Here is a 24015-nt window from a genome sequence, read left to right as displayed (position 1 = left end):
AAAGGAAGCATCATGCGTCACGGAAACGGCTTACGCAAACTAAACAGAACATCCTCACATCGCTTGGCGATGCTGCGCAATATGTCCAATTCTCTTTTGGAGCACGAAGTGATTAAAACCACTTTGCCAAAAGCAAAAGAATTGCGCATGGTTGTTGAGCCTTTAATTACTTTAGGTAAAAAAGATAACTTGGCAAACCGTCGCTTGGCATTTAATCGCACACGTGATCGCGATATCGTTGCTAAACTCTTCACAGAGCTTGGTCCACGCTATGCAACACGTCCAGGCGGCTACCTTCGAATTTTGAAGTTTGGCTTCCGTCATGGCGATAATGCGCCAATGGCATTGGTTGAGTTGCTTGATCGTCCAGAAGTTGATGAAACAGCAGCAGTAGTTGAAGAGGCTTAAGTCTCGAAACTATTCAAAAGCCAGGCTTCGGTCTGGCTTTTTTCATTTATAGGTTTATAAATACGGTATGCCTCAAAACCCCTTAGTGAGCCCATTAGCCAATCCCAATAAGCTTCTAGTGGTTGTTACTAGTTTGCCGAATATGGAGACTGCTACAGCCTTAGCTAAAGCTCTGGTTGAGGCACATCTTGCGGCCTGTATTCAGATTAATGAAGGGATTTATTCGGTCTATCGCTGGGAAGGGAAGGTTTGCGAGGAGCAAGAGATTCTCTTGTCTGCAAAAACGATGTCCCACCAATGGGAAGAGATCTGCGCATTCATAAAAGAAAGCCATCCTTATGATCTTCCGGAGATTTTGGCTTTTTCACCTGAACAATACGAGCAGCAATATGCACAGTGGGTTAGCTCGGAGGTATATTCAAAGACATGAAATTCAATTTTTTTCTGGGAAAGATTTTTGGGCTACTACTGCTCTTATCGGCGCAAGTATTTGCAGCGCCAGATTTTTTGCCACCAGAAAAAGCTTTCCGCGTAGAGGCTACTTGGTTAGAAAATTCTAAGCAGCTTGAGGTTGAATTTATTCCTGCTAAGGGGTATTACATCTATCGGGAATCTCTTCATTTTGCGATTGGTATTGAGCCTGGAAAGCTAATTAATGTAAGGCCTGCATTACCTAATGGCATTGAAAAGTTTGATGAGACTTTCCAGAAAAAACTACAGGTTTATAAGCAGCCCTTGATGGTTTTATTGGACATCAAACCTGTACTTGGAAAACCTATTTACGCCCAAGTCAGTCTTCAAGGATGTGCAGAAGCTGGCATTTGTTATCCGCCCACGACCCTAAAGTTTTTGCTGGCAGGGCCCGGCGTTAAAGCAGCGCCGATCCCAGAAGAACTTGAAGGATTACAAAATGTTACAGGCCAGCCCAAAACCGAATTTAGTCTGGCTGATTTATGGCGTGAACGAGATGACGTTAATGCTATTGGTCGCTTTTTAGCGAATACTTTTACTGCTTATTTGTTCTTAGCTTTCTTTGTTTTAGGTCTTGCGTTGGCATTTACGCCTTGTGTGTTGCCGATGCTTCCAATTCTTTCTAGTGTGATCTTTGGTTCCCAAGGCGGCAAAACGATTTCTAAGGGGCGCGCCAGCTTATTAGCACTCTCTTATGTTTTAGGCATGGCCTTGGTATATGCCTTGGCTGGAACCTTGATGGCAGCTCTGGGTGGTAGTGTACAAAGGGCGCTGCAAAGCCCAGTTGCACTGGCTGCCTTTGCCTTATTGCTACTAGCCCTCTCAGGGAGTTTATTTGGGCTGTATGAGCTTCGTTTGCCAAATTCATGGCATCAGCAGGTTGATCGTCTAGCAGGTCGCCAGAAGGGTGGTAGCGTGTTTGGCGCCTTTGCTTTGGGCGGTATCTCAACCTTAGTAGCAAGCCCCTGTATTACTGCCCCCTTAGCAGGCGTATTGGCATTTATTGCCCAAACTGGCTCTATGTCTTTAGGGGCCGGATTACTTTTTGTTATGGCTTTAGGCATGGGTTTGCCGCTCCTCTTTATTGCCATTGAGGCACGTATTTTGATTCCATCTACCGGCATTTGGATGGTCTGGTTACAGCGTACCTTGGGTGTTTTGCTCGTAGCGACTGCAGCCTGGATTGCATCTCCTTTGCTTGGCCAGAATGATGCAAGCGGGCCCGTAAAAATCATGAATGGACAAACTATTCATCCAGTTGGTGATTTGTCTTTTGTGGTGATTCATTCGCCAGCGGAGCTTGATGCACAGCTTAGCCAAGCAAAGCGCGATCAAAAATTAGTCTTACTCGATTTTTATGCAGATTGGTGTATCAGCTGTAAAGAGATGGAGATCAATACTTTTGCCAACGCAGAAGTGAGTCAAGCATTAAAGCAATTTGTTTTGCTGCAAGCGGATGTGACTACGAATAGTCCTGATAATCAAGCATTGCTGAAGCGCTTTGGTTTATATGGCCCACCAGGCATTTTGATTTTCAATCTTGATTCGCAAGAGCAGGCAGATCAACGCGTGATTGGTTATATGCCACCTCAACGTTTCATTGAGCGCTTAAAAAAAGCTTCTCAAGGTAAATAGCTTATCGACTTACTTGGTTGCTTTAAGTAAGCGCGCTGCCTCGATTGCAAAGTAAGTCAATACACCATTTGCACCAGCCCGTTTAAATGCCAGAAGAGATTCCATCATCACGGCGTCATGATCGAGCCAACCATTCTGTGCAGCAGCTTTGAGCATGGCATATTCACCGCTCACTTGATAGGCATAAGTGGGGTAATTAAATTCCTCTTTGACGCGACGCACGATATCTAGATACGGCATTCCAGGCTTGACCATGACCATATCAGCCCCCTCGCTGATATCAAGAGCAACCTCTCGCAAAGCCTCATCCCCATTGGCGTAGTCCATTTGATACGTTTTTTTATCTGCTTTACCGAGGTTCTTGGCTGAGCCAACTGCATCTCTAAATGGACCATAAAACGCAGAGGCATATTTAGCTGAATAAGCCATGATGCGTGTGTGAATTAATTTCTTTTGTTCGAGTGCTTCTCGAATTTTTCCGATACGGCCATCCATCATGTCTGATGGCGCAACGATGTCGACACCAGCCTGGGCTTGAGCAATGGCTTGCTGAACTAAAATTGCGCTGGTCTCATCATTGAGTATGCGGCCTTGATCATCAAGAACACCATCTTGACCATGACTGGTATAGGGATCAAGTGCAACATCAGTCATGATGCCCAAATTGGGGAAGCGTTTCTTTAATTCAGCAACAGCTGTTGGCACCAGACCTTTCGGGTTGTATGCCTCTTTACCATCCGGAGTTTTTAATGCAGCATCAATCACTGGGAACAAAGCTAATACAGGAATTCCCAGATCCACACATTCTTGGGCAACATTAAACAGTAAGTCTAATGAGACACGATTAACACCCGGCATCGAAGCAACTGCTTCAGATTTACCTTTACCCTCCAGCAGGAATACGGGGTAAATCAAGTCACTCGCAGAAATACCGTTTTCTTGCATCAGACGGCGCGACCAATCATCGCGACGCATGCGGCGAGGGCGGTGCCCCGGAAAGTTGAGCAAAGAGTTAGCTTGTGATTTCATCTTCATGGGTTTCTGTTTCAAATAGCCATTTAATAACTAAATTATCTGCCTCTTCAAGACCAATACGTTTTGTACTTGAGAATAATTGTGCCGTAAGTTGCTTAGACTCGCCCGTGCCATCTGGCAAGGCAGGATCGTACTGTTGTAATTGCTTCTGAACCGCCTCAAGAGCATGCTTGCACTCACTTTTATTGAGTTTGTCGCATTTGCTGAGCAAAATATGGATCGGTTTGCCGGTTGGCACAAACCACTGAATCATTTGTTCATCTAGGTCGGTAATACCGCGCCGGGCATCCACAATCAGAACCATACCCACCAACTGCTCACGTTCCTGAAGATAGTCGCTCAGGAGGCTATTCCAGTGGTATTTGGTCTCACGGTTCACTGCCGCATAGCCGTAGCCTGGTAAGTCCACCAGATAGGCTAAAAGGTCATCTTTGGCGAAGAGTCCGAAGTAGTTGATATGCTGGGTTCGGCCGGGCGTTTTACTAGCAAAAGCGAGCCTTTTTTGATTGCATAGGACGTTAATGGCACTGGATTTTCCAGCATTTGAGCGACCAGCAAAGGCCACCTCACGCAAGGGTGTGGCAGGCAGGCAATGGGTGTCATTGACTGTGGTGGCGAATCGGGCTTGAAAGAGTTTAGACATGTCCTGAAGCTATTGTAAAATCACGCAAAATCATGAAATATCTCACGGTGTTGGGTAAAAGGATTGTAAATACAGGGCCCAAACACTTTTAGGAATTTTTGCCAAGGTAAACATAATGCGTCAAAGCCCCAAAATCTCCAAATTAACTAGCTTACGAGCTGGTTTCGCAGTTCTCTCTATTTTCACTCTGATCGGCATTTCTGGGGCTGCTATGGCTGCCGATGCCGCTCCGATGGCTCCTGAAGCTGTAGCGAAGGCTACAGTGCCAGGCAAACCAAAGGTTGATGTTGCTGCTGGTGAATCTCTTTATAACGGCGGCGATACTTCCCGCGGCGTTGTAGCTTGTATTACTTGCCATGGCCCTAAAGGTCAAAGCGCTGTTAGTACATGGCCTAAGTTATCTGCGCAACATGCTGCATACACGAACAAGCAATTGAAAAATTTCAAAGAGGGCACTCGTGCTAACCCAATCATGATGGGCATGTCTGCAGCTTTGACTGAGCAAGATATGCAAAACATATCTGCATACTTAGGTAAGCAAGCCCTTTCGCAAGGCGTTGCTCAAAACAAAGAAACCATTGAGTTGGGTCAAAGTATTTACCGCGGCGGTATTGCGGCGAAGGGCATTCCAGCCTGCGCTGCTTGCCATAGTCCAACAGGTGCTGGCATTCCTGCTCAATATCCACTCTTAGGTGGTCAATGGGCTGATTACACCAATGCACAGCTACTTGCATTCCGTGAAGGCGTTCGTAAAAATAGCATTCAAATGACTACGATTGCTACTAAGCTTTCTGATCAAGAAATGAAAGCAGTTGCTGATTACATGGCAGGTTTGCATTAAGAAATTATTCTGAGCTTCAAATAAAAACCCCGCTCATGTAGCGGGGTTTTTATTTACAGTATGTTTTAGAAAGCTACTTTGGCAAAACAGTTTCACTTATAAATAGGTCAGATATTTTTTCACGTGCACGAATGACGTAAGCATTTTTTCCATCAACCATAATTTCAGCTGGTTTGGGGCGAGTATTGTAGTTAGAGGCCATGACAAAACCATAAGCGCCAGTTGAAAGAATTGCTAGAAGATCGCCTTCCTCCACAGCAAGATTACGATCTCTTCCTAACCAATCTCCAGACTCACAAACAGGCCCAACAACATCATAGGTCAAGCTATTAACTTCTTTAGCTTGTACTGGAACAATGCCATGATGTGCTTCATATAAGGCTGGACGTAGCAGCTCTGTCATAGCAGCATCAACTATGCAGAAGTTTTTCTCAGTACCAGGTTTAAGGTATTGAACAGTAGTGAGGAGCACTCCAGCATTACCAACCAAAGATCTGCCTGGCTCTAGAACAATGTCTAAATGAGCAAAGCCTCGTTCTGCCACATGGTTTAAAAGCGTATTCGTGAACTCGGTGATATCAGGTGGTGTTTCATCGCTATAGGAAATTCCAAGGCCACCACCTAAATCAAGATGGTGAATTACGATGCCTTCCTTCTTGAGCTGCTCAACTAAATCTAAAACTTTATCTAAGGCATCTAAGTAGGGCGCAGTAGTAGTGATTTGTGAGCCGATATGACAGTCAATGCCAACCACATCAATCTGTGAGAGTTGGCTGGCTTCACGATATGTTTTTAAAACCTCATGATATGCAATACCAAATTTATTTCCTTTTAAGCCAGTAGAAATATAAGGGTGTGTTTGTGCATCGACATCAGGATTAACGCGTAAAGAGACAGGCGCACGGCAGCTGAGCTTACTTGCCACGCGATTAATGTTGTGAAGCTCGGCAATCGATTCAACGTTGATGCACTTAACCCCAGCATCTAAGGCAGCAGCGATCTCAGAGGCGGATTTACCTACACCAGCGAAGACGAGGCTTTTAGGATCGGCACCAATTGCCAATGCGCGAGCTAATTCTCCGCCGCTCACTAAGTCGAACCCTGCGCCAAGTTTTTTGAAGCAATCAATCACTGCCAAATTACTATTTGCTTTCATGGCGTAATGCACGCGTGCACGACGTTTACCTTTGTTATCAATACAAGCCTTGTCATAAGCTTGGTAGGCCTCAGTCAGCGATTTTTTACTATAGACATATAGTGGTGTACCAAATTCTTTTGCTAAATCTGCCAGCGGAATTTCTTCGGCATACCAAGTACCGTCACGCTCAGTAAATCCAGATAATTTAGGAAGAGGAAGTGCTTTGCTTGTCATTGCTTTGCCGGTGATGAATTGCTTGTGCTAGGAGGGGTTTGTGGTGGATAGAGCTTGCCTTTAGGTTCTGGCTCTGTAGGTGCTGGCGGCACATTAGGCGTATTTGGCATAAATAGTGGACCCCTAACCCCACATCCAGCAAGGGCTATTACAAGGGTAATGCCAAAGGCTCTATTGAGAATCGCTATCATGAATGTCTCTAAAACGAATGATTGAATATAGCATGCAGGACTCTGGGATGAATCCAAATAATTTGAGCGTGGAAGCCATTGATGACAAGCAGTTTCATCAACTGGGTAGTAATTTATTACAGTCTATTGAGGCGGCTTTGGAGGCTGCTGATGACGAATTAGATCTAGATTTGGATGTAGAGCGCCAAGGAGGCAATGTTATTAATATCCGCTTTAGGGATAAAAGTGTGATTGTGGTGAATACCCAGCCACCTTTACATGAAATTTGGGTGGCCGCTAAGTCTGGTGGCTACCACTACCGTTGGGCTGGAACCATGGCTACGCCTTTGTGGTTGGACACCAAAACCGGTAGAGAGCTATTAAGTGATTTGACGCAGTTTGCTAGCACTCAGGCTGGCCAAGCAGTCAAGATCACTTTGATCAAGTCTTAAGAACTTTAGGCTGCACCAGTAGAAACTAAAGTTTCGATCACGAGGGTATCGGGTACGCTCTTGATTTGAGCCTTGCCCATTCTTTCCAAGATCACGTAGCGAATTTGGCCACCCTCTGTTTTCTTATCAACCTGCATCAGTTCCAAATAGCGTTCTGCGCCAAATTTAGGGGGAACAATAGGCAGATTCATTGATTTGATAATGTTAGTGAGCCGCTCGAGCTCAGCCTTGCTGATGAGGTTTAAACGACAAGATAAGTCAGCACCCATCACCATACCGCAGCCAACAGCCTCCCCGTGAAGCCATTCGCCGTAACCCATGCCAGCTTCTATCGCATGTCCAAAGGTATGACCAAAGTTTAGAGTTGCACGAATGCCACCCTCCCTTTCGTCTGCAGAAACTACTGCAGATTTAATTTCACAGGAACGAAGTACTGCATGCCCCATTGCGCTTGTGTCGCAGGCTAGCAATGCCACCGCATTTGTTTCGATCCAATCTAAAAATTTGGTATCAGCGATAGCGCCATGTTTCACCACTTCGGCAAGGCCAGCAGAGAGCTCTCTTGGCGGCAAGGTCTTCAGCGTGTTGAGATCAGCAACCACAGCAACAGGTTGATGAAATGCCCCAATCATGTTTTTACCCAAAGGATGATTGATGCCAGTTTTGCCACCAACAGAAGAATCAACCTGAGCCAATAAGGTAGTCGGAACTTGAATGAAACGAATGCCACGCATAAAGCTGGCTGCAGCAAAACCTGTCATATCGCCAATCACGCCGCCACCTAAGGCAATCAACATGGTTTGGCGATCCGCACCAAACTTTAATAGATCATCAAAAATGAGCTGAAGATTTTTCCAGTCTTTATACGATTCGCCGTCAGGCAAGGTGATGGTTCTAACAGGTTTACCAAAGGCTTCTAGAGTCTTAGTTAGGCGGGCAGCGTAGAGCGGGGCAACCGTAGTGTTAGTAACGATATAAATTGAAGTTGCTTTTTCACAGGCCCCAAATAAGCTGGCTTGATCAATTAGATCAGTGCCAATATGTATTGGATAGCTTCGGTTACCAAGATCAACTTCAAGTGTTTTCATCATAGCGCCAATGTATTTAAGCAGAAAGTTCAAGTTGCATAATTAAGGTGTTGACCAGCTGATTGACGCTGGGTTTGCCAGTTTCAATCACATGATCGGCGATTTCGCGATAAAGGGGATCGCGAATAGTGTATAAATTTTCCAGAATTTTTTTGGCATCACCATTACGAAGCAAGGGACGTCCATCGCCACCTTTAGTGCGATGCCAAAGTTCATTTGGATTTGCATGTAGATAAATGACGGTGCCGCGCTCCTTTAGCGCTTGACGGTTATCGGGAAATAAAATAGCCCCACCACCGGTAGCCAGGACAATCTCGTGCTCAGCTGTAATTTCTCGAATGACTTGTGCTTCTCGTTTGCGAAATCCTGCCTCACCTTCCATCTCAAAGATAACTGGAATCTTGACGCCACAGCGCTCTTCAATCACATGATCAGCATCTAGAAAGCGGCGCCCTAATTTTTTGGCTAGCACTTTTCCGACGGTCGACTTTCCGGCACCCATAAGGCCAATCAGAAAGATATTGTTTTTCGGGGAGTTCACCCTTCGATTTTATTAGGGTTTATCGAGAACGGTAGGGGTTAGGAAGACAAGTAGTTCAGTTTTATCTTGTAATTTAGATTTATGGCGAAATAAGTGGCCAATTAGAGGAATATCTCCTAGTAAGGGGATTTTGACTTCATCCTCCCTAGCGGTTGTTTGAAAAATACCCCCAATGATGGCTGTTCCCCCGTTTTCAACGGTGACCTCTGAGCTCAGGCTTTTAGTGTCAATTGCATATCCCTGCTCTGTTTTCATGCCAATGGTGTCCTTATTAATCCCAACTAGCATGGAGATTTTTCCGTCAGGATGAATTTTTGGTAAAACTTCTAAGCGTAAATTGGCTTTCCGAAATTGCAATTTACTGCCATTTTGTGAGGTAGTTTGATAGGGGAGCTCAGTACCTTGTTCGATAGTAGCTTTGACTTGATCCCCTGTCATGATGCGCGGATTAGAAAGAATTTTCCCTTGACCATCCGATTCAAGGGCCGATAGTTCCATTTGCAAAAGACGACTACCGTTTCGGGAGACTAAAGTTGCAGCCACGGTTGCTGGATTAAAGCCACTTAAGCCTGATCCACCCAAATCAAAATTACTAGAGATTGTTTTATCTGAGTTACCTCCCAAAGAGTTTGCTTGGTAGCCCAGCTTAACTCCCAGTTCGCGGGCAAAGCGCTCATCAGCCTCTACAATGCGGGCCTCAATGAGTATTTGCCTTGGACTATTAATATGGTCGCCACCAAAGGGTAGGGCCGCATCTTCACGACGATGCTTTTGAAACGCAGCAATTTCCGCATGAGGCCCAATCCAGTAAATGTCACCGTTGCGAACTAGGCGCAATCCTCTGCTCGCTAGAATTGAGTGGAGTGCTGTTTGCCATGGCGTGTTATTGAGATCAACCGTAATCCTCCCCTTAATCGATTCACTTAACAAAAAGTTGGTGTTACCCAGTGCTGCAAGAGCTTGTAAAAGCTCTGACACTTCAATATCGGTAAATTGCAAACTAATAGGCGTTTCCATTAAGTTTTGTCCAGACGTGTTGGCACCAATTGGACTCACACAAAAAATGAATAAAAAGCCAAGACAAAGGCTAAATTTTTGTATGTATTGATGTGCGGGTTTTAGACTTTGCTTCATTCGGTTTTGGAGGGTTTAATGTGTAAGGTTTTGCCTTGGCTATGGGTTAGGGTTGCGAGATCTTTCTCAAGCTGGGTCAATCGCCAATCCCCCAAAACAAGCATCCCTTTTTGAAACATCACATTGCTCTTCCCAGTATGAAAAAACGCCTGGCGAGAACCACCCATTTCACTCGCCCCCAAATAACGCCAGCGACGCAGTTCAGCCTCATGAGGATGCGCTTGAGGCTTCGTAAAAACTTGTTTAGTTGGTTTATTCTCTATTAATGAGTGAATACTCACTTCTATTGAATCTATGGCTTCATATAGATCATCTTGTTCACTTTGTAGTTCAGTGCGCAGTATGGCTAATTCTTTTTTAAGCTCAGAAATTTCCTTCTGGGACTCTTGGAGGGTAGCTTCAAAACTTGTTTTTAGAGCCCCATAGGCAATAAAAAGCGCAATACCAATAATTATTAAACACGCCCCAAAAGCAAAAAATCCTCCCAATTTTTGGAGTTGATTCAAAAGATTTGGATTACTTAAGGCATCTAGCTGGGCGCCCTCTTTGCTCAGTTTTGGATGCTCTAGAGGAGGACTTTTGGAGGAAGCAGTTTTACGTATCCCATGGGGATCAGGAATCGCTGGATCATCACCAAGCTCACTCAAAATTTCATCAAAAGATTGTGGAGAAATATGGCGTGATGGCATGCCTACATTTTTCAGGTTTAGCCTAAGAATAGCCATCAGCATAGTTTGAAGCTGATGTCAGCAAAGACACCTCTAAAAGCTCAAAAACTAGGCTTTTAGAGCTTTTAGGGAAATTACTTAAGCACCATATAATTTGAGCTTATGGCCTTCCCCCCAAAAGACAAGCCGCCGCAAAACCAACGACTAATCCGTCAGCTCGATAAAGGTCCGCGATATTCCCGAGTAGGGCCTGGTTCACCCCGTAAATCTTCTAGTAATCCTTTGGTGAAGGCAATGTTGATTATTGGCGTGGTATTTGCCTTAGTGGTAATGCTGCTGATGGGCTACGCATTTTTAGTAGCCAAGCCCAATTTACCGAAAATCTCGGCTTTAACAGATTACAACCCAAAAACCCCTCTGCGGATTTATACGGCCGATAAGGTTTTGATTGGCGAGTTTGGCGAAGAGCGCCGTAAGGTTATCCCTTTGGATGAAATTCCACAAAGTATGCGCAATGCTGTTTTGGCTATCGAGGATGATCGCTTCTACTCTCATGGCGGGGTCGATTATGTGGGGATTTTGCGGGCCACTTTGACTAATCTGCGTGGGCATTTATCTCAAGGCGCCTCCACCATCACCATGCAGGTGGCTCGAAACTTTTTCCTGAGCAATGAGAAAACTTTTAGTCGAAAAATTTATGAAGTTTTACTAGCCTGGGAAATCGAGTCTCAACTAACCAAAGATAAGATTCTCGAAATCTATATGAATCAGATTTTCTTAGGTCAGAGGGCTTATGGTTTTTCGAGTGCAGCCCAGATTTATTTTGGTAAAGAATTAAAAGACATCACGATTGCAGAGTCTGCAATGTTAGCTGGCCTGCCTAAGGCCCCCTCGGCGTACAACCCAGTTAGCAATTTTCGTCGCGCTAAGATTCGTCAGGAATATATATTGCAACGCATGCGTGACCTTGGATATATCTCCCCAGAGGAGTATCAAAAGGCCATGATTGAGGAGTTGCGCATTCGCGGTTTGGGCAATGAATTTGCGGTACGTGCAGACTTTCCTGCAGAAATGGTGCGCCAGTTACTATTTAACCAATATGGTGAGGCTATTTACTCCCAAGGAATCGATGTCTACACAACGATCTTAAAAGCGGACCAAGACGCCGCGTATAAAGCTGTACGTCGCGGTATTTTTGAGTATGACTTACGTCACGCTTATCGTGGTCCAGAGGGTTTTATTGATCTTCCTGAGGATCGCGTTAAGCGCCAACGCGCCATTGATGAGGCTTTGCTTGCTTATCCACAATTAGATGATTTGCAGTCTGGCGTTGTCCTTGATGTGAAGCCAAAAGAAATGCAAGTCATGATTGCTACAGGCGATACGGTCACTTTAAAAGGTGATGGCATGAAATTAGCTTCCGCATCAATTACCGATAGTACTCAGCCCAAAAAACGTTTACGCCCGGGCGCGGTAGTGAGGCTACTATTGGATGGTGGCACTTGGAAGTTAGCGCAGTTGCCCCAAGTCGAGGCAGCTTTCGTCTCTATGAATGCAGATACGGGCGCAATTTTGTCTCTCGTTGGCGGCTTCGATTTCCGCCGCAATCAGTTCAACCACGTGACTCAAGCCTTGCGTCAGCCAGGCTCCTCTTTCAAGCCTTTTATTTATGCCGCTGCAATTGAAAAAGGTTTTACACCAAGCACTATGGTGAACGATGCGCCTTTATCAATTGGTAGCATGGAGACGGGCAGTCAGGCCTGGGAGCCAAAGAACTACGATGGTAAATATGAAGGCATGATGCGCTTGCGTACAGCATTAGCAAAGTCTAAGAATTTAGTTTCAGTTCGCGTGATTCGTGCAATCGGCCCTTCATATGCCCAAGAATATATTCAGCGGTTTGGTTTTGAGCCTGAAAAACATCCACCTTATTTGACGATGGCTTTGGGAGCAGGTTCGGTAACGCCTTTGCAGATGGCCTCAGCCTACAGCGTGTTTGCAAATGGCGGCTATCGTGTAGACCCCTTTCTAATCGATAAGATGATGGACTCTAAAGGGGAGGTTTTATTTGAGGCTAAACCTGTTCGTGTTGGCGATGGTGCTACACGTGTTTTAGATGCACGCACTGCTTTCGTAATGGATAGCATGCTACAAGAGGTGACTAAGACTGGCACGGCTGCATCCGCTAGAGCTAAATTGGGTCGCAGTGATATTGCTGGAAAGACTGGCACTACCAATGAATCTCATGATGCTTGGTTCGCTGGCTACAACCCCAAAATAGTGGCGATTGCTTGGATTGGTTTTGATAAGCCAGCTAGCTTGGGTGATCGCGAAACGGGTGGTGGGCTTGCTTTACCAATGTGGATCTCTTACATGTCTGTAGCTCTAAAAGATGTGCCACAAGAATCACGTGAAGTTCCAACTGGTGTGACACAAGCTGACGGCGATTGGTTTATCCCTGAGTTTTCTCGTAGTGGCGCCCCCCGCGAACTTCAGTAGTTCGTTTTCAAAATGGCTCGGCAAGCGCGCACTGTAATACCTGGCCAAGTAATGCATGTGATGGTTCGTGGCAATAATCGAGAAACTCTTTTCTTTAGTTCTGAAGACCGTCGCACTTATTTAGATTGGTTGCGAGAGGCCGCAAAACAATTTGGTTGTGCAGTCCATGCATTTGCATTAATGCCCAATCATGTGCATTTGTTGATGACGCCGCAAAACAAAGAGTCGCTCGCTAAAACAATGCAGTCCTTGGGTAGACGTTATGTGCAGTATTTCAATCAACAGCACAAACGATCTGGAACCATTTGGGAGGGACGTTATCGCTCCTCCTTAATTGATCCAGATTATTTTTTACGTTGCCAACGCTATATCGAGTTAAATCCAGTCAGGGCAGGTTATGAATCCACCCCCCAAGATTCCAGTTGGACTAGCTTTGCAAGCCATATTGGGGGAAATGCAGAGTCTTGGTTGGTTGACCACCAGCACTTTTGGAAGTTGGGTAATACCCCTTTTGAAAGACAAATGAGCTGGGCCAGCTTTGTAAAAGATGGGGCGCCCCACTGGGAGGACCAGCAAATTACGGAAGCCTTGCTTCGATCAAAGCCTTGGGTTAGTGATATTTATGCTAAAAAGCTATTTAAAGATGATCCAGAGCTCACCCAAATTCGGGATCGTGGCCGCCCTAGAAAAATTAAGCTAATAAATTCAGTAACTTAGAATTTTTCTAGGGTGAGGGTATACAACTCTGTCCCCATTTAAATAGTTTATTTTGGTGCGCCACATCAATAAATGGGACAGACTCATTTTATTTCTATTGCATCGGTATGGGTATTCACCTATATTTGATCCTCCAAAAGTAATCAGGCCTTTGTCGCCCCTCGGAAATACTATGACTACACAATTCAATTCTGATCTTCGCCCAATCGCTCAAGGTTTATACGACCCTCGAAATGAGCATGATGCCTGTGGCGTAGGATTTGTCGCGCATATTAAAGGCAAGAAATCCCACGAGATTGTTAGCCAAGGTTTGCAGATTTTGGAAAACCTAGATCACCGGGGTGCTGTTGGTGCTGACCCATTGATGGGTGATGGTGCTGGCATCTTGATTCAGATTCCCGATACTTTGTACCGCGAAGAAATGGCTAAACAAGCCGTCACCTTGCCGCCTTTAGGCGAGTACGGCGTTGGCATGATTTTCTTGCCAAAAGAGCAGGCATCACGTTTAGCTTGTGAACAAGAGTTGGAGCGCACCGTCCGCTTAGAGGGCCAGGTTGTTTTGGGTTGGAGAGATGTGCCAGTAGATGTGAAGTTGCCAATGTCTCCAACAGTGCAAATGACAGAGCCATTCATTCGTCAAATTTTTATTGGCCGTGGCCGCGACATCATGACGACTGATGCGCTTGAGCGCAAGCTGTACGTCATTCGTAAAACTGCGAGCCATGCAATTCAAGATTTACATTTGAAGCATGGTAAAGAATATTTTGTTGCTTCAATGTCTGCCCGAACCATTGTTTACAAGGGTTTGCTGCTAGCTAATCAGGTGGGTGCGTATTACCAGGACTTGCAAGATCCCCGTACCGTATCAGCATTAGCGTTAGTGCACCAACGGTTCTCTACCAATACTTTTCCTGCTTGGGAGTTGGCTCACCCATACCGCATGATTGCTCACAACGGTGAAATTAATACTGTTAAAGGTAATGTCAATTGGGTTAATGCACGCGAGGGAGCAATCAGCTCCCCAGTGCTTGGTGATGACTTGCAAAAATTATGGCCACTGATTTACCCAGGCCAGTCAGATACAGCTAGTTTTGATAACTGCCTAGAGCTCTTAGTGATGTCAGGTTATCCATTGGCGCAAGCCATGATGATGATGATTCCTGAGGCATGGGAGCAGCATACATTAATGGATGACAACCGCCGTGCTTTCTATGAATATCACGCAGCCATGATGGAGCCATGGGATGGCCCAGCTGCAATGGCATTTACCGATGGTCGTCAAATCGGCGCAACTTTAGACCGCAATGGTTTGCGTCCAGCGCGTTATTACGTAACCGATGATGACTTGGTCATCATGGCTTCTGAGGCTGGCGTATTGCCAATTCCAGAAACCAAGATTATTCAAAAATGGCGTCTACAGCCAGGCAAAATGTTTATGATCGACATGGAGCAAGGTCGCATTATTGATGACGTTGAACTCAAGAATGCCGTATCAAATGCTAAGCCATACAAGAGCTGGATCGATGCAGTTCGTGTCAAGCTAGATGAGGTTGACGCAAGCAAGGCCGACTTGGTTGATGAAAAAACGACGATTCGTCCAGCGGCTAAATTATTAGACCGTCAACAGGCGTTTGGTTATACCCAAGAAGATATCAAGTACCTGATGGCGCCAATGGCCATGAATGGTGAAGAGGCGATTGGTTCAATGGGTAACGATAGCCCATTAGCTGTTCTTTCCAACAAGAACAAGCCCTTATATAACTACTTCAAGCAATTATTTGCACAGGTTACTAATCCTCCAATTGACCCTATTCGCGAGAATATGGTGATGTCATTGGTGTCATTCATTGGGCCAAAACCTAACTTATTAGATACCAACAACATCAACCCGCCAATGCGCTTAGAAGTGAGTCAGCCAATTTTAGATTTTGATGACATCACTAAGATTCGTCATATTGGCCACTACACCAATGGTAAATTTCGCTCTTATGAATTAGATATTTGCTATCCGGCGGTATGGGGCAGAGCTGGTATTGAAGCTCGCTTAGCATCTTTGTGCGCAGAAGCAGCTGATGCAGTACGTTCTGGTTACAACATCTTGATCGTGAGCGATCGTCAAGTTGACGAGAAGCATGTTGCGATTCCCGCTTTACTGGCGACCTCTGCAATTCACCAACATTTAGTTGAAAAAGGTTTGCGTACCAGCGTAGGCCTCGTGGTTGAGACTGGTAGCGCTCGTGAAACACACCACTTTGCGCTCTTGGCTGGCTATGGTGCTGAAGCAGTTCACCCATATCTCGCTTTGGAAACGTTAACCGATATGGCTAAAGGCTTATCGGGCGATTTGTCTGGTGAAAAAGCGGTTAAGAATTATATCAAAGCAGTTGGTAAGGGCCTGCAAAAAGTGATGTCCAAGATGGGTATCTCTACCTATATGTCTTATACCGGCTCACAGATTTTTGAAGCGATTGGCTTGAATCAGGAGATTATTCATCAGTATTTCAAGGGCACTCCATCAAACGTTGGTGGTATCGGTGTATTTGAGGTGGCTGAAGAAGCTCTGCGGATGCACACTTCTGCCTTTAGCAATGATCCAGTGTTAACCAATATGCTCGATGCTGGTGGTGAATATGCCTTTCGTATCCGTGGTGAAGACCATATGTGGACACCAGATACGATTGCAAAGTTACAGCATTCCACTCGAATTGGTGCAGAGAAGGGCTACCAGACGTATAAAGAGTATGCCAACATCATCAATGACCAAACCAAACGTCAAATGACCTTGCGCGGTCTCTTTGAATTCAAGATTGATCCAGTAAAAGCAATTCCATTAGATGAAGTTGAATCTGCCAAAGAAATTGTGAAACGTTTTGCTACTGGCGCTATGTCTTTAGGATCGATCTCTACCGAAGCGCATGCTACTTTGGCAATTGCGATGAATCGTATTGGCGGTAAGTCCAATACTGGCGAAGGCGGTGAAGATCCAAATCGCTATATTAATGAGCTCAAAGGTATCCCAATTAAAAAAGGCGAAACTCTTGCCAGCGTATTGGGCAGCGATGTAGTTGAAGCCAATATCCCATTACTTGATGGTGATTCATTGCGCTCCAAAATTAAACAAGTTGCCTCTGGTCGTTTTGGAGTAACTACTGAGTACTTGCGCTCTGCAGATCAAATTCAGATCAAAATGGCACAAGGTGCTAAGCCTGGTGAGGGCGGTCAATTACCTGGCGGCAAAGTATCTGACTATATTGGTAAGTTACGCTTCTCCGTGCCGGGAGTTGGTTTAATTTCTCCTCCTCCACACCATGACATTTACTCGATTGAAGATATTGCTCAATTGATTCATGACTTAAAGAACGTCAATCCTAAAGCAGACGTTTCTGTGAAGTTAGTATCAGAGGTTGGTGTTGGTACTGTGGCAGCTGGTGTTGCCAAGGCCAAAGCAGATCACGTGGTGATTGCTGGCCACGATGGCGGTACAGGCGCTTCCCCCCTTTCTTCGATTAAACATGCTGGTTCACCCTGGGAACTCGGTTTGGCTGAAACACAGCAAACCCTGGTTCTCAATGGTCTACGTAGCCGTATCCGGGTTCAGGCTGACGGCCAAATGAAGACGGGTCGTGATGTCGTGATCGGCGCATTGTTGGGTGCAGACGAATTTGGTTTTGCAACAGCGCCATTGGTGGTTGAAGGTTGCATCATGATGCGTAAATGCCATTTGAATACTTGCCCCGTTGGTGTTGCTACTCAAGATCCAGAATTGCGCAAGAAGTTCTCTGGCAAGCCTGAGCATGTAGTGAACTTCTTCTTCTTTATTGCCGAAGAGGCTCGCGAGATCATGGCGCAATTGGGCATTCGTAAGTTTGATGATCTGATCGGCCGCGTGGATTTATTAGATACCCGTAAAGGGATTGATAACTGGAAAGTGCATGGTTTGGATTTCAGCAAGATTTTTGCTGAGCCAAAAGTGGCAAGTGATGTTCCGCGTTATCAAGTACTGACACAGGATCATGGCTTGGCAAGTGCCCTTGACAATATCTTGATTGAGAAGAGTGAGCCTGCATTAGAGCGTGGCGAGAAAGTTTCATTTATCGTTCCAGTGAAGAACGTAAACCGCACTGTTGGTGCAATGCTTTCTGGCGAAGTTGCACAGCGATACGGTCATGCTGGTTTGCCTGATGACACTATTCATATTCAATTGAACGGCACTGCTGGCCAAAGTTTTGCAGCTTTCTTGGCACGAGGCATTACCTTAGATTTAGTTGGTGATGGTAATGACTACGTTGGGAAAGGCCTGTCTGGGGGTCGCGTGATTGTGCGTGCTCCACACGAGTTCCGTGGTGATACAGCCAAGAACATCATTGTTGGTAATACTGTTCTATACGGCGCAATTGCTGGTGAAGCCTTCTTTAATGGCGTTGCTGGCGAGCGTTTTGCGGTACGTAATTCTGGAGCCACGACTGTTGTAGAGGGTACTGGCGATCATGGTTGTGAGTACATGACTGGTGGAACTGTGGCGGTGCTTGGTGCCACTGGGCGTAACTTTGCTGCTGGTATGAGCGGTGGTATTGCGTACGTTTATGACGAAGATGGTTTATTCGATAAGCGCTGCAATACCAGTATGGCAACTTTAGAAAAGGTATTGCCGTCTGCAGAGCAAATTGCAAAGATGCCTCAGTCTGAGTGGCACGCCCCAGTTGACGTGAAAGATGGTGGAGAGCGCATCACTGATGAGCAAATTTTAAAGGGCTTAATTGAACGCCATTTCCGCTACACCGGTTCAGAGCGTGCTAAAGCACTCTTGGCTGATTGGGAAAATTCCCGCAGCCGTTTTGTGAAAGTCCTCCCAACTGAGTACAAGCGTGCCCTAGGTGAGCTATGGGACAAGGCGCAAAACAAAACTGTTGCCGCTTAAGTTGCTTAATTAATACGAACATTCAGAAAAGATACTAAGGATTAGATATGGGTAAGGTCACTGGGTTTATGGAGTTTGAGCGCGTCGAGGAAACATACGAAGCGCCCGTTAAACGTCTCCATCATTACAAAGAGTTCGTTGCCGCTTTAACTGATGAAGAAGCCAAGATTGAGGGCGCTCGTTGTATGGATTGTGGCATTCCATTTTGTAATAATGGATGCCCAGTCAACAACATCATTCCCGACTTCAATGATTTAGTGTTCCATAACGACTGGAAGAATGCTTTAGATGTTTTGCAATCTACCAATAACTTTCCAGAGTTTACGGGTCGTATTTGTCCGGCGCCTTGCGAGGCTGCATGTACTCTAGGCATTAATCGTGCTCCTGTCGGCATTAAGTCTATCGAGCATGCCATTATTGATAAGGGTTGGGAAAGTGGTTGGGTTAAGCCTCAGCCATCTAAAACCAAGACTGGTAAAAAAGTAGCTGTTGTTGGCGGCGGCCCCGCTGGTATGGCTGCCGCTCAGCAGTTGGCTCGTGTTGGTCATGATGTCACTGTGTTTGAAAAGAACGATCGCATTGGCGGCTTGCTGCGCTATGGTATTCCTGATTTCAAAATGGAAAAGTGGCTCATCGATCGTCGTGTCGAGCAGATGCAGGCTGAAGGTGTGAAATTTGAAACCGGTGTTTTTGTTGGCAAAGAAGCCATGAGCGCTGAAGTAAAAAATTACTCTACCAAAACTGTTTCTCCTGAGCAGTTGATGAAAGATTTTGATGCTGTAGTCATTACTGGCGGCGCTGAACAGCCACGTGACTTGCCTGTACCTGGCCGTGAATTGACTGGTGTGCACTATGCATTGGAATTTTTGATTCCACAAAATAAAGAGAATGCTGGAGACTTCAAAAATGAAATCCGGGCAACTGATAAACACGTTGTTGTGATTGGTGGCGGCGATACTGGCTCTGATTGTGTTGGCACATCCAATCGCCACGGTGCAAAACACGTTACTCAGTTTGAATTACTCCCGCAGCCCCCCGAAGTTGAGAACAAGCCTTTGGTGTGGCCTTATTGGCCAACCAAGCTCCGCACCTCATCTTCCCATGAGGAAGGTTGTGAGCGCGACTGGTCAGTAGGAACAAAGCGTTTTGAAGGTAAAAACGGCAAAGTAGAAAAACTGATTGGTGTTCGATTGGAGTGGAAAGACGGCAAGATGGTTGAAGTTCTAAACTCTGAGTTTGAGATCAAGGCAGATTTAGTACTTTTGGCAATGGGATTCGTATCTCCAGTACAGCAGGTTCTCAATGCTTTCGGCGTTGAAAAAGATGCTCGCGGCAATGCCAAAGCTACTGTAGAAGGACAAAATGCCTATCAAACTAATGTTTCTAAGGTCTTTGCTGCTGGTGATATGCGCCGCGGGCAGTCTCTTGTAGTTTGGGCAATTCGTGAGGGTCGCCAATGCGCTCAAGCAGTAGACCAGTATTTAATGGGGTCATCTGTTTTACCCCGATAATATCGGGGATATGAACACTGTCCACCCAAACTCTTTGAATGCAAGCGCTCAATCTGCAGAAGAAGTTGTCGTCTCTATTAAGGATGTCGACTTTTCCTATGCTCTTGGTGAGCGGCAGATTTTGTCGGGCCTCAATATGGAGTTTCGCCGTGGCCAAGTAGTCGCGGTAATGGGTGGATCAGGCTGCGGTAAAACCACGATTCTGCGTTTAATTGGCGGTCAATTTACTGCTCAATCCGGGCAAGTCTTATTTGAAGGTAAAGATATTGGCAGGATGGCTGACGATCAATTGATGGCTGCGCGTCGTCGCATGGGCATGCTCTTTCAGTTTGGCGCATTGTTTACAGATTTGAGTGTTTTTGAAAATGTCGCATTCCCCTTGCGCGAACATACAGATTTAAGTGAAGAGCTTTTGCGCTCTCTAGTACTAATGAAATTAAATGCAGTGGGTTTACGAGGTGCTCGTGATTTAATGCCATCACAAATTTCTGGTGGTATGGCAAGACGCGTTGCGCTCGCTAGAGCAATCGCTCTAGATCCTCCACTCATCATGTACGACGAGCCATTTGCAGGTTTAGATCCAATCTCTTTGGGTATTACTGCGCGATTGATACGCGATCTCAACAATGCGCTTGGCGCCACTAGTCTTCTAGTGACACACGATGTTGAGGAGACTTTTGAAATTGCTGATTATGTGTACTTCATTGCTAATGGCCGTATTGGCGCACAAGGGACACCTGCTGAATTAAGTCGCTCCACAGACCCTTTTGTCAGACAATTTTTAGATGCTGCTCCTGATGGCCCAGTGCCATTCCATTATCCAGGCCAGAGTTTGGCAGAAGATTTTGGATTAAGTATTTAATGGCTGCTATACATAAACTTCTCGATTTATTCGGCGATCTTGGGTTTTTTGTGCGCCGTAATTTAACTAGTCTTGGACTTGCTTCAAGAATGTTTTCCGCAGTCATTTTCCGTTCAGGATTTTTACTCAAAAGACCTCGTTTAGTGATTGATCAAATTCTATTTGTGGGCAATCATTCTTTTGTGATCATTTCAGTCTCCGGTTTATTTGTGGGATTTGTGCTGGGATTGCAGGGCTACTACACCTTAAATCGCTATGGCTCAGAGCAGGCATTAGGCTTATTAGTGGCACTCTCTTTGACCCGTGAATTAGGCCCAGTTATTACTGCCTTATTGTTTGCTGGCCGCGCTGGCACCTCATTGACTGCAGAAATTGGCTTGATGAAAGCTGGTGAACAGTTAAGTGCAATGGAAATGATGGCGGTAGATCCATTAGCTCGTGTGATCGCTCCACGACTTTGGGCTGGCATTATTGCTATGCCAATTTTGGCGACGATTTTTACCGCAGTAGGTGTGATGGGTGGCTATTTTGTTGGCGTCCCACTAATTGGTGTTGATTCTGGAGCCTTTTGGTCTCAAATGCAGGGTGGCGTGGACCTCTTTTCAGATATTGGTAACGGCTTAATTAAAAGTATGGTTTTCGGCGTGGCAGTAACGTTTATCGCCCTCTATCAAGGCTATGAAGCTAAGCCTACACCCGAGGGTGTATCGCAAGCCACTACCCGGACGGTGGTGATTTCCTCTTTATCGGTTTTGGCATTGGATTTCCTGCTAACCGCAATGATGTTCTCGAACTAGAAAGAATAAACTGGGGCTCTTATGAGAAAAAGTGCAATTGATATTTGGGTGGGAATCTTCGTTGCCATTGGTTTGTTGGCAGCCTTATTCCTGGCATTAAAGGTTGGCAATATGAACGCGGTGTCATTTGCACCGACGTATAAAATTTCCGCACGTTTTGACAATATTGGCGGCTTAAAGCCTCGTGCACCAGTCAAGAGTGCCGGTGTAGTTGTCGGCCGGATTGCTAATATTTCTTTTGACGATAAAACTTATCAGGCAACCGTTGTGATGACGATTGAAGAGGCCTATAAGTTCCCAGCGGATTCTGCCGCCAAAATTTTGACTTCGGGTTTGTTAGGCGAGCAATATATTGGCCTTGAGGCTGGCGGTTCGGATGATTTATTAGCTAATGGTGGAAAAATTACTCAGACTCAATCAGCTATTGTTTTAGAAAATCTCATTAGTCAGTTTCTTTACAACAAGGCAGCAGATAGCGGTCAAGACAAAGGCGCAGCAAAATGAATTTGTGGGCCTGTGATCTTCAGCGCAAGCTCAAGCGCCTAGTCTTACTTGGTTTTACTGCATTTCTGGTGGGCTGCGCCTCAATACCTGCAGGGGTTGAGCGCTCGCCACAAGACCCTTGGGAGCCATTCAATCGTTCGGTCTTTGAGTTTAATGAAGGATTAGATGCTTATGTCTTAAAGCCAGTAGTGGCGGGCTATCGTTTTGTTTTACCTGAATTTGTACGAGAAGGTATTTATAACTTTTTTAGTAACTACAGCGATATCTACACTGCTTTACAGAATCTGTTGCAAGGCAAGCCAGATTTTGCATTTAATGATTTGATGCGGGTGTTCGTCAATACCACCATGGGATTAGGTGGACTTTTGGATCTGGCAACGCCTGCGGGTCTTGAAAAGCATAAAGAAGACTGGGGTCAAACCTTTGGTGTATGGGGTGTTCCTGCTGGTCCCTACGTAGTATTGCCATTCTTTGGGCCAAGTAACATTCGCGATACTTTTGGTACTGTTGCCGACTTAGAGTCTGACTACTTCTTTAAATATATTAATCCAGTAGGCTTACGAAATAGCCTTACGGGCTTACGCGTTATCAACGCGCGCAATACGTATTACGAAGCTGGCGATTTGTTGGATGGCGCCGCAATTGATAAGTACAGCTTTATGCGTGATGCTTATATTCAGCGTCGTCAGTATCAGATTAACCAGGGCCGTGATGATGAAGAGCCTACGATGCCTGTTTACCAGAATCCTTACGAATAAGTAGTTTTCTTGAGGAGGGCTAAAATTAGCCTCAATCTAGATAAAGATAGCGAGATCATTAGATATGAAAAGTTACAAAAGAATCACTCAGTACTTCATGACAGGTTTGCTCCTGATCTCCTGTACTGCGTTTGCGCAAACGCCTGATCAAGCCACCCCCCCCGATGCTTTAATCAAAATGGTTGTGACAGACGTTATGGCTTCTGTAAAGTCAGATCCAGATATTCAAAAAGGGAATATTCCAAAGATTGTTGATTTGGTTGAAAAGAAAATAGTTCCTTATACCGATATGCTCCGCACTACTGAAATGGCAATGGGCCCTAATTGGAAGAAAGCTACTCCTGAGCAGCAAAATCAATTGGTGGTGGAATTCAAAAATTTATTAATAAGGACCTACTCTGGAGCTTTAAGTCAGTTACGTGATCAGACTGTGCAATTTAAGGCGCTTCGTGCCGCCCCAGACGACAAGGAAGTCGTTGTTAAAACGGTTGTCCTGGGTCGTGGAGACCCTGTACCTTTAGATTATCGTCTTGAGAAAACAGATAAGGGCTGGAAAGTCTACGACATGAATATCATGGGCGTTTGGTTGATTGAGGCTTATCGAAATCAGTTTTCAAACCAGATTAGTCAAAATGGAATTGATGGCCTAGTGAAGTTCTTGCAAGATCGCAATAAGCAATTGGCTAGTGCCAAGCCTGCAAATTCATAGCAAGATTAATTTAGATATTTAACGATGACCTTTTCTTTACCTAAGATAGTTACGCAGGAAAATGCTCTACTGCTAGAAAAAGAAGGCTTGTTAAATTTGGCTAACTTAAGAACGATTGACTGTTCTTCCTTAAAAGATTTTGATTCCACAGTATTAACTGTTCTATTAGCGTGGCAAAAAAAGTTGCAGGCTGATGGCCATTCCCTTTCTATAGAGCATGCTCCTGAAAAGTTGAAAGTACTAGCCAGTGTCTATGGCGTATCCGCATTGCTAGGCTTCTAA

General features: G+C 45.3%; 23 protein-coding genes. 15 read left to right on the top strand and 8 right to left on the bottom strand.

Annotation, left to right across the window (positions count from 1 at the left end):
• The first annotated feature begins 12 nt into the window (after positions 1 to 12).
• From rplQ to dsbD, 3 genes are all read left to right on the top strand, one after another.
• Positions 13 to 408 carry a 50S ribosomal protein L17 gene (rplQ, locus tag ICN29_RS06065; RefSeq protein WP_216130696.1) on the top strand — a complete coding sequence of 132 codons (396 nt, stop codon included), beginning with the start codon at positions 13 to 15 and terminating at the stop codon, positions 406 to 408.
• Between the two features lie 67 nt (positions 409 to 475).
• Complete coding sequence (cutA, locus tag ICN29_RS06060; protein WP_216130694.1) at positions 476 to 838, top strand: divalent-cation tolerance protein CutA; 363 nt, start codon at positions 476 to 478, stop codon at positions 836 to 838.
• Positions 835 to 2514, top strand: a complete 1680-nt coding sequence (gene dsbD, locus ICN29_RS06055; RefSeq protein WP_216130692.1) for a protein-disulfide reductase DsbD — start codon at positions 835 to 837, stop codon at positions 2512 to 2514. The genes cutA and dsbD overlap by 4 nt, the downstream gene beginning before the upstream one ends.
• A 9-nt stretch (positions 2515 to 2523) precedes the next feature.
• Here the strand turns inward: dsbD and hemB are convergent, their stop codons facing one another.
• Both hemB and yihA read right to left on the bottom strand, forming a co-directional pair.
• Positions 2524 to 3543, bottom strand: a complete 1020-nt coding sequence (hemB, locus tag ICN29_RS06050; protein ID WP_216132065.1) for a porphobilinogen synthase — start codon at positions 3541 to 3543, stop codon at positions 2524 to 2526.
• Positions 3527 to 4192 (bottom strand): ribosome biogenesis GTP-binding protein YihA/YsxC, encoded by a 666-nt coding sequence (gene yihA / locus ICN29_RS06045; RefSeq protein ID WP_216130690.1) that lies wholly within the window; start codon positions 4190 to 4192, stop codon positions 3527 to 3529. The genes hemB and yihA overlap by 17 nt, the downstream gene beginning before the upstream one ends.
• A 115-nt stretch (positions 4193 to 4307) precedes the next feature.
• Here yihA and ICN29_RS06040 point away from each other — a divergent pair, with 115 nt between their 5' ends.
• Positions 4308 to 5033 carry a c-type cytochrome gene (locus ICN29_RS06040; RefSeq protein ID WP_216130688.1) on the top strand — a complete coding sequence of 242 codons (726 nt, stop codon included), beginning with the start codon at positions 4308 to 4310 and terminating at the stop codon, positions 5031 to 5033.
• A 73-nt stretch (positions 5034 to 5106) separates the two neighbouring features.
• Here ICN29_RS06040 and lysA read toward each other — a convergent pair whose 3' ends face one another.
• On the bottom strand, positions 5107 to 6405 hold the full coding sequence (lysA, locus tag ICN29_RS06035; protein WP_216130686.1) for a diaminopimelate decarboxylase: 1299 nt from the start codon (positions 6403 to 6405) through the stop codon (positions 5107 to 5109).
• On the bottom strand, positions 6402 to 6596 hold the full coding sequence (gene lptM, locus ICN29_RS10670; protein WP_223146595.1) for an LPS translocon maturation chaperone LptM: 195 nt from the start codon (positions 6594 to 6596) through the stop codon (positions 6402 to 6404). The genes lysA and lptM overlap by 4 nt, the downstream gene beginning before the upstream one ends.
• A 47-nt stretch (positions 6597 to 6643) precedes the next feature.
• On the opposite strand from lptM, the gene cyaY reads away from it, so the two are divergent.
• Entirely contained in the window at positions 6644 to 7027 is a 384-nt protein-coding gene (gene cyaY, locus ICN29_RS06030; protein ID WP_216130684.1) for an iron donor protein CyaY, read from the top strand.
• A gap of 5 nt (positions 7028 to 7032) precedes the next feature.
• Here the strand turns inward: cyaY and aroB are convergent, their stop codons facing one another.
• The 4 genes from aroB to ICN29_RS06010 all read right to left on the bottom strand — a co-directional run bounded on the left by aroB (position 7033) and on the right by ICN29_RS06010 (position 10515).
• Positions 7033 to 8115 (bottom strand): 3-dehydroquinate synthase, encoded by a 1083-nt coding sequence (gene aroB, locus ICN29_RS06025; RefSeq protein ID WP_255538147.1) that lies wholly within the window; start codon positions 8113 to 8115, stop codon positions 7033 to 7035.
• 16 nt (positions 8116 to 8131) lie between these two features.
• Positions 8132 to 8656 carry a shikimate kinase gene (locus ICN29_RS06020; RefSeq protein ID WP_216130680.1) on the bottom strand — a complete coding sequence of 175 codons (525 nt, stop codon included), beginning with the start codon at positions 8654 to 8656 and terminating at the stop codon, positions 8132 to 8134.
• 12 nt (positions 8657 to 8668) lie between these two features.
• Positions 8669 to 9712 carry a secretin GspD/PilQ domain-containing protein gene (locus ICN29_RS06015; RefSeq protein ID WP_369411638.1) on the bottom strand — a complete coding sequence of 348 codons (1044 nt, stop codon included), beginning with the start codon at positions 9710 to 9712 and terminating at the stop codon, positions 8669 to 8671.
• Between the two features lie 74 nt (positions 9713 to 9786).
• Positions 9787 to 10515, bottom strand: coding sequence for a hypothetical protein (locus tag ICN29_RS06010; protein ID WP_216130678.1), 729 nt, complete (start codon positions 10513 to 10515; stop codon positions 9787 to 9789).
• A 105-nt stretch (positions 10516 to 10620) separates the two neighbouring features.
• Between ICN29_RS06010 and ICN29_RS06005 the strand changes: the two genes are divergently transcribed.
• The 10 genes from ICN29_RS06005 to ICN29_RS05960 all read left to right on the top strand — a co-directional run bounded on the left by ICN29_RS06005 (position 10621) and on the right by ICN29_RS05960 (position 24015).
• Positions 10621 to 12957 carry a penicillin-binding protein 1A gene (locus tag ICN29_RS06005; RefSeq protein ID WP_216130676.1) on the top strand — a complete coding sequence of 779 codons (2337 nt, stop codon included), beginning with the start codon at positions 10621 to 10623 and terminating at the stop codon, positions 12955 to 12957.
• Positions 12958 to 12969: 12 nt separating this feature from the next.
• Positions 12970 to 13674 carry a transposase gene (locus ICN29_RS06000; protein ID WP_216130674.1) on the top strand — a complete coding sequence of 235 codons (705 nt, stop codon included), beginning with the start codon at positions 12970 to 12972 and terminating at the stop codon, positions 13672 to 13674.
• A gap of 172 nt (positions 13675 to 13846) precedes the next feature.
• Entirely contained in the window at positions 13847 to 18592 is a 4746-nt protein-coding gene (locus ICN29_RS05995; RefSeq protein ID WP_216130672.1) for a glutamate synthase-related protein, read from the top strand.
• A gap of 47 nt (positions 18593 to 18639) precedes the next feature.
• Positions 18640 to 20103, top strand: a complete 1464-nt coding sequence (locus tag ICN29_RS05990) for a glutamate synthase subunit beta (RefSeq protein ID WP_216130669.1) — start codon at positions 18640 to 18642, stop codon at positions 20101 to 20103.
• A gap of 10 nt (positions 20104 to 20113) precedes the next feature.
• Positions 20114 to 20965, top strand: a complete 852-nt coding sequence (locus ICN29_RS05985) for an ABC transporter ATP-binding protein (protein ID WP_216130667.1) — start codon at positions 20114 to 20116, stop codon at positions 20963 to 20965.
• A complete protein-coding gene (gene mlaE, locus ICN29_RS05980) occupies positions 20965 to 21762 on the top strand; it encodes a lipid asymmetry maintenance ABC transporter permease subunit MlaE (protein WP_216130665.1) in 798 nt (265 codons plus the stop codon). The genes ICN29_RS05985 and mlaE overlap by 1 nt, the downstream gene beginning before the upstream one ends.
• Before the next feature lie 21 nt (positions 21763 to 21783).
• The gene (mlaD, locus tag ICN29_RS05975; RefSeq protein WP_216130663.1) at positions 21784 to 22266 is read left to right on the top strand and encodes an outer membrane lipid asymmetry maintenance protein MlaD; all 483 of its coding nucleotides are present in this window, start codon (positions 21784 to 21786) and stop codon (positions 22264 to 22266) included.
• Positions 22263 to 23024, top strand: a complete 762-nt coding sequence (locus tag ICN29_RS05970) for an MlaA family lipoprotein (RefSeq protein WP_216130661.1) — start codon at positions 22263 to 22265, stop codon at positions 23022 to 23024. Before mlaD ends, ICN29_RS05970 begins: the two co-directional genes overlap by 4 nt.
• 64 nt (positions 23025 to 23088) lie before the next feature.
• A complete protein-coding gene (locus ICN29_RS05965; RefSeq protein WP_216130659.1) occupies positions 23089 to 23733 on the top strand; it encodes an MlaC/ttg2D family ABC transporter substrate-binding protein in 645 nt (214 codons plus the stop codon).
• A gap of 24 nt (positions 23734 to 23757) precedes the next feature.
• Positions 23758 to 24015, top strand: coding sequence for an STAS domain-containing protein (locus ICN29_RS05960; RefSeq protein WP_216130657.1), 258 nt, complete (start codon positions 23758 to 23760; stop codon positions 24013 to 24015).

Origin of the sequence: Polynucleobacter nymphae (genome assembly GCF_018882155.1) — a bacterium.
GTDB classification, from domain to species: Bacteria; Pseudomonadota; Gammaproteobacteria; order Burkholderiales; family Burkholderiaceae; genus Polynucleobacter; species Polynucleobacter nymphae.
The sequence above is the reverse complement of the archived record's forward strand: the minus strand, read 5'-3'. Positions and strand labels throughout refer to the sequence as shown.

Coding starts and splice junctions, on each gene's coding strand:
- rplQ (WP_216130696.1), top strand. CDS start 13: ATGCGTCACGGAAACGGCTTACGCAAACTAAACAGAACATCCTCACAT.
- cutA (WP_216130694.1), top strand. CDS start 476: ATGCCTCAAAACCCCTTAGTGAGCCCATTAGCCAATCCCAATAAGCTT.
- dsbD (WP_216130692.1), top strand. CDS start 835: ATGAAATTCAATTTTTTTCTGGGAAAGATTTTTGGGCTACTACTGCTC.
- hemB (WP_216132065.1), bottom strand. CDS start 3,543: ATGAAATCACAAGCTAACTCTTTGCTCAACTTTCCGGGGCACCGCCCT.
- yihA (WP_216130690.1), bottom strand. CDS start 4,192: ATGTCTAAACTCTTTCAAGCCCGATTCGCCACCACAGTCAATGACACC.
- ICN29_RS06040 (WP_216130688.1), top strand. CDS start 4,308: ATGCGTCAAAGCCCCAAAATCTCCAAATTAACTAGCTTACGAGCTGGT.
- lysA (WP_216130686.1), bottom strand. CDS start 6,405: ATGACAAGCAAAGCACTTCCTCTTCCTAAATTATCTGGATTTACTGAG.
- lptM (WP_223146595.1), bottom strand. CDS start 6,596: ATGATAGCGATTCTCAATAGAGCCTTTGGCATTACCCTTGTAATAGCC.
- cyaY (WP_216130684.1), top strand. CDS start 6,644: ATGAATCCAAATAATTTGAGCGTGGAAGCCATTGATGACAAGCAGTTT.
- aroB (WP_255538147.1), bottom strand. CDS start 8,115: ATGAAAACACTTGAAGTTGATCTTGGTAACCGAAGCTATCCAATACAT.
- ICN29_RS06010 (WP_216130678.1), bottom strand. CDS start 10,515: ATGGCTATTCTTAGGCTAAACCTGAAAAATGTAGGCATGCCATCACGC.
- ICN29_RS06005 (WP_216130676.1), top strand. CDS start 10,621: ATGGCCTTCCCCCCAAAAGACAAGCCGCCGCAAAACCAACGACTAATC.
- ICN29_RS06000 (WP_216130674.1), top strand. CDS start 12,970: ATGGCTCGGCAAGCGCGCACTGTAATACCTGGCCAAGTAATGCATGTG.
- ICN29_RS05995 (WP_216130672.1), top strand. CDS start 13,847: ATGACTACACAATTCAATTCTGATCTTCGCCCAATCGCTCAAGGTTTA.
- ICN29_RS05990 (WP_216130669.1), top strand. CDS start 18,640: ATGGGTAAGGTCACTGGGTTTATGGAGTTTGAGCGCGTCGAGGAAACA.
- ICN29_RS05985 (WP_216130667.1), top strand. CDS start 20,114: ATGAACACTGTCCACCCAAACTCTTTGAATGCAAGCGCTCAATCTGCA.
- mlaE (WP_216130665.1), top strand. CDS start 20,965: ATGGCTGCTATACATAAACTTCTCGATTTATTCGGCGATCTTGGGTTT.
- mlaD (WP_216130663.1), top strand. CDS start 21,784: ATGAGAAAAAGTGCAATTGATATTTGGGTGGGAATCTTCGTTGCCATT.
- ICN29_RS05970 (WP_216130661.1), top strand. CDS start 22,263: ATGAATTTGTGGGCCTGTGATCTTCAGCGCAAGCTCAAGCGCCTAGTC.
- ICN29_RS05965 (WP_216130659.1), top strand. CDS start 23,089: ATGAAAAGTTACAAAAGAATCACTCAGTACTTCATGACAGGTTTGCTC.
- ICN29_RS05960 (WP_216130657.1), top strand. CDS start 23,758: ATGACCTTTTCTTTACCTAAGATAGTTACGCAGGAAAATGCTCTACTG.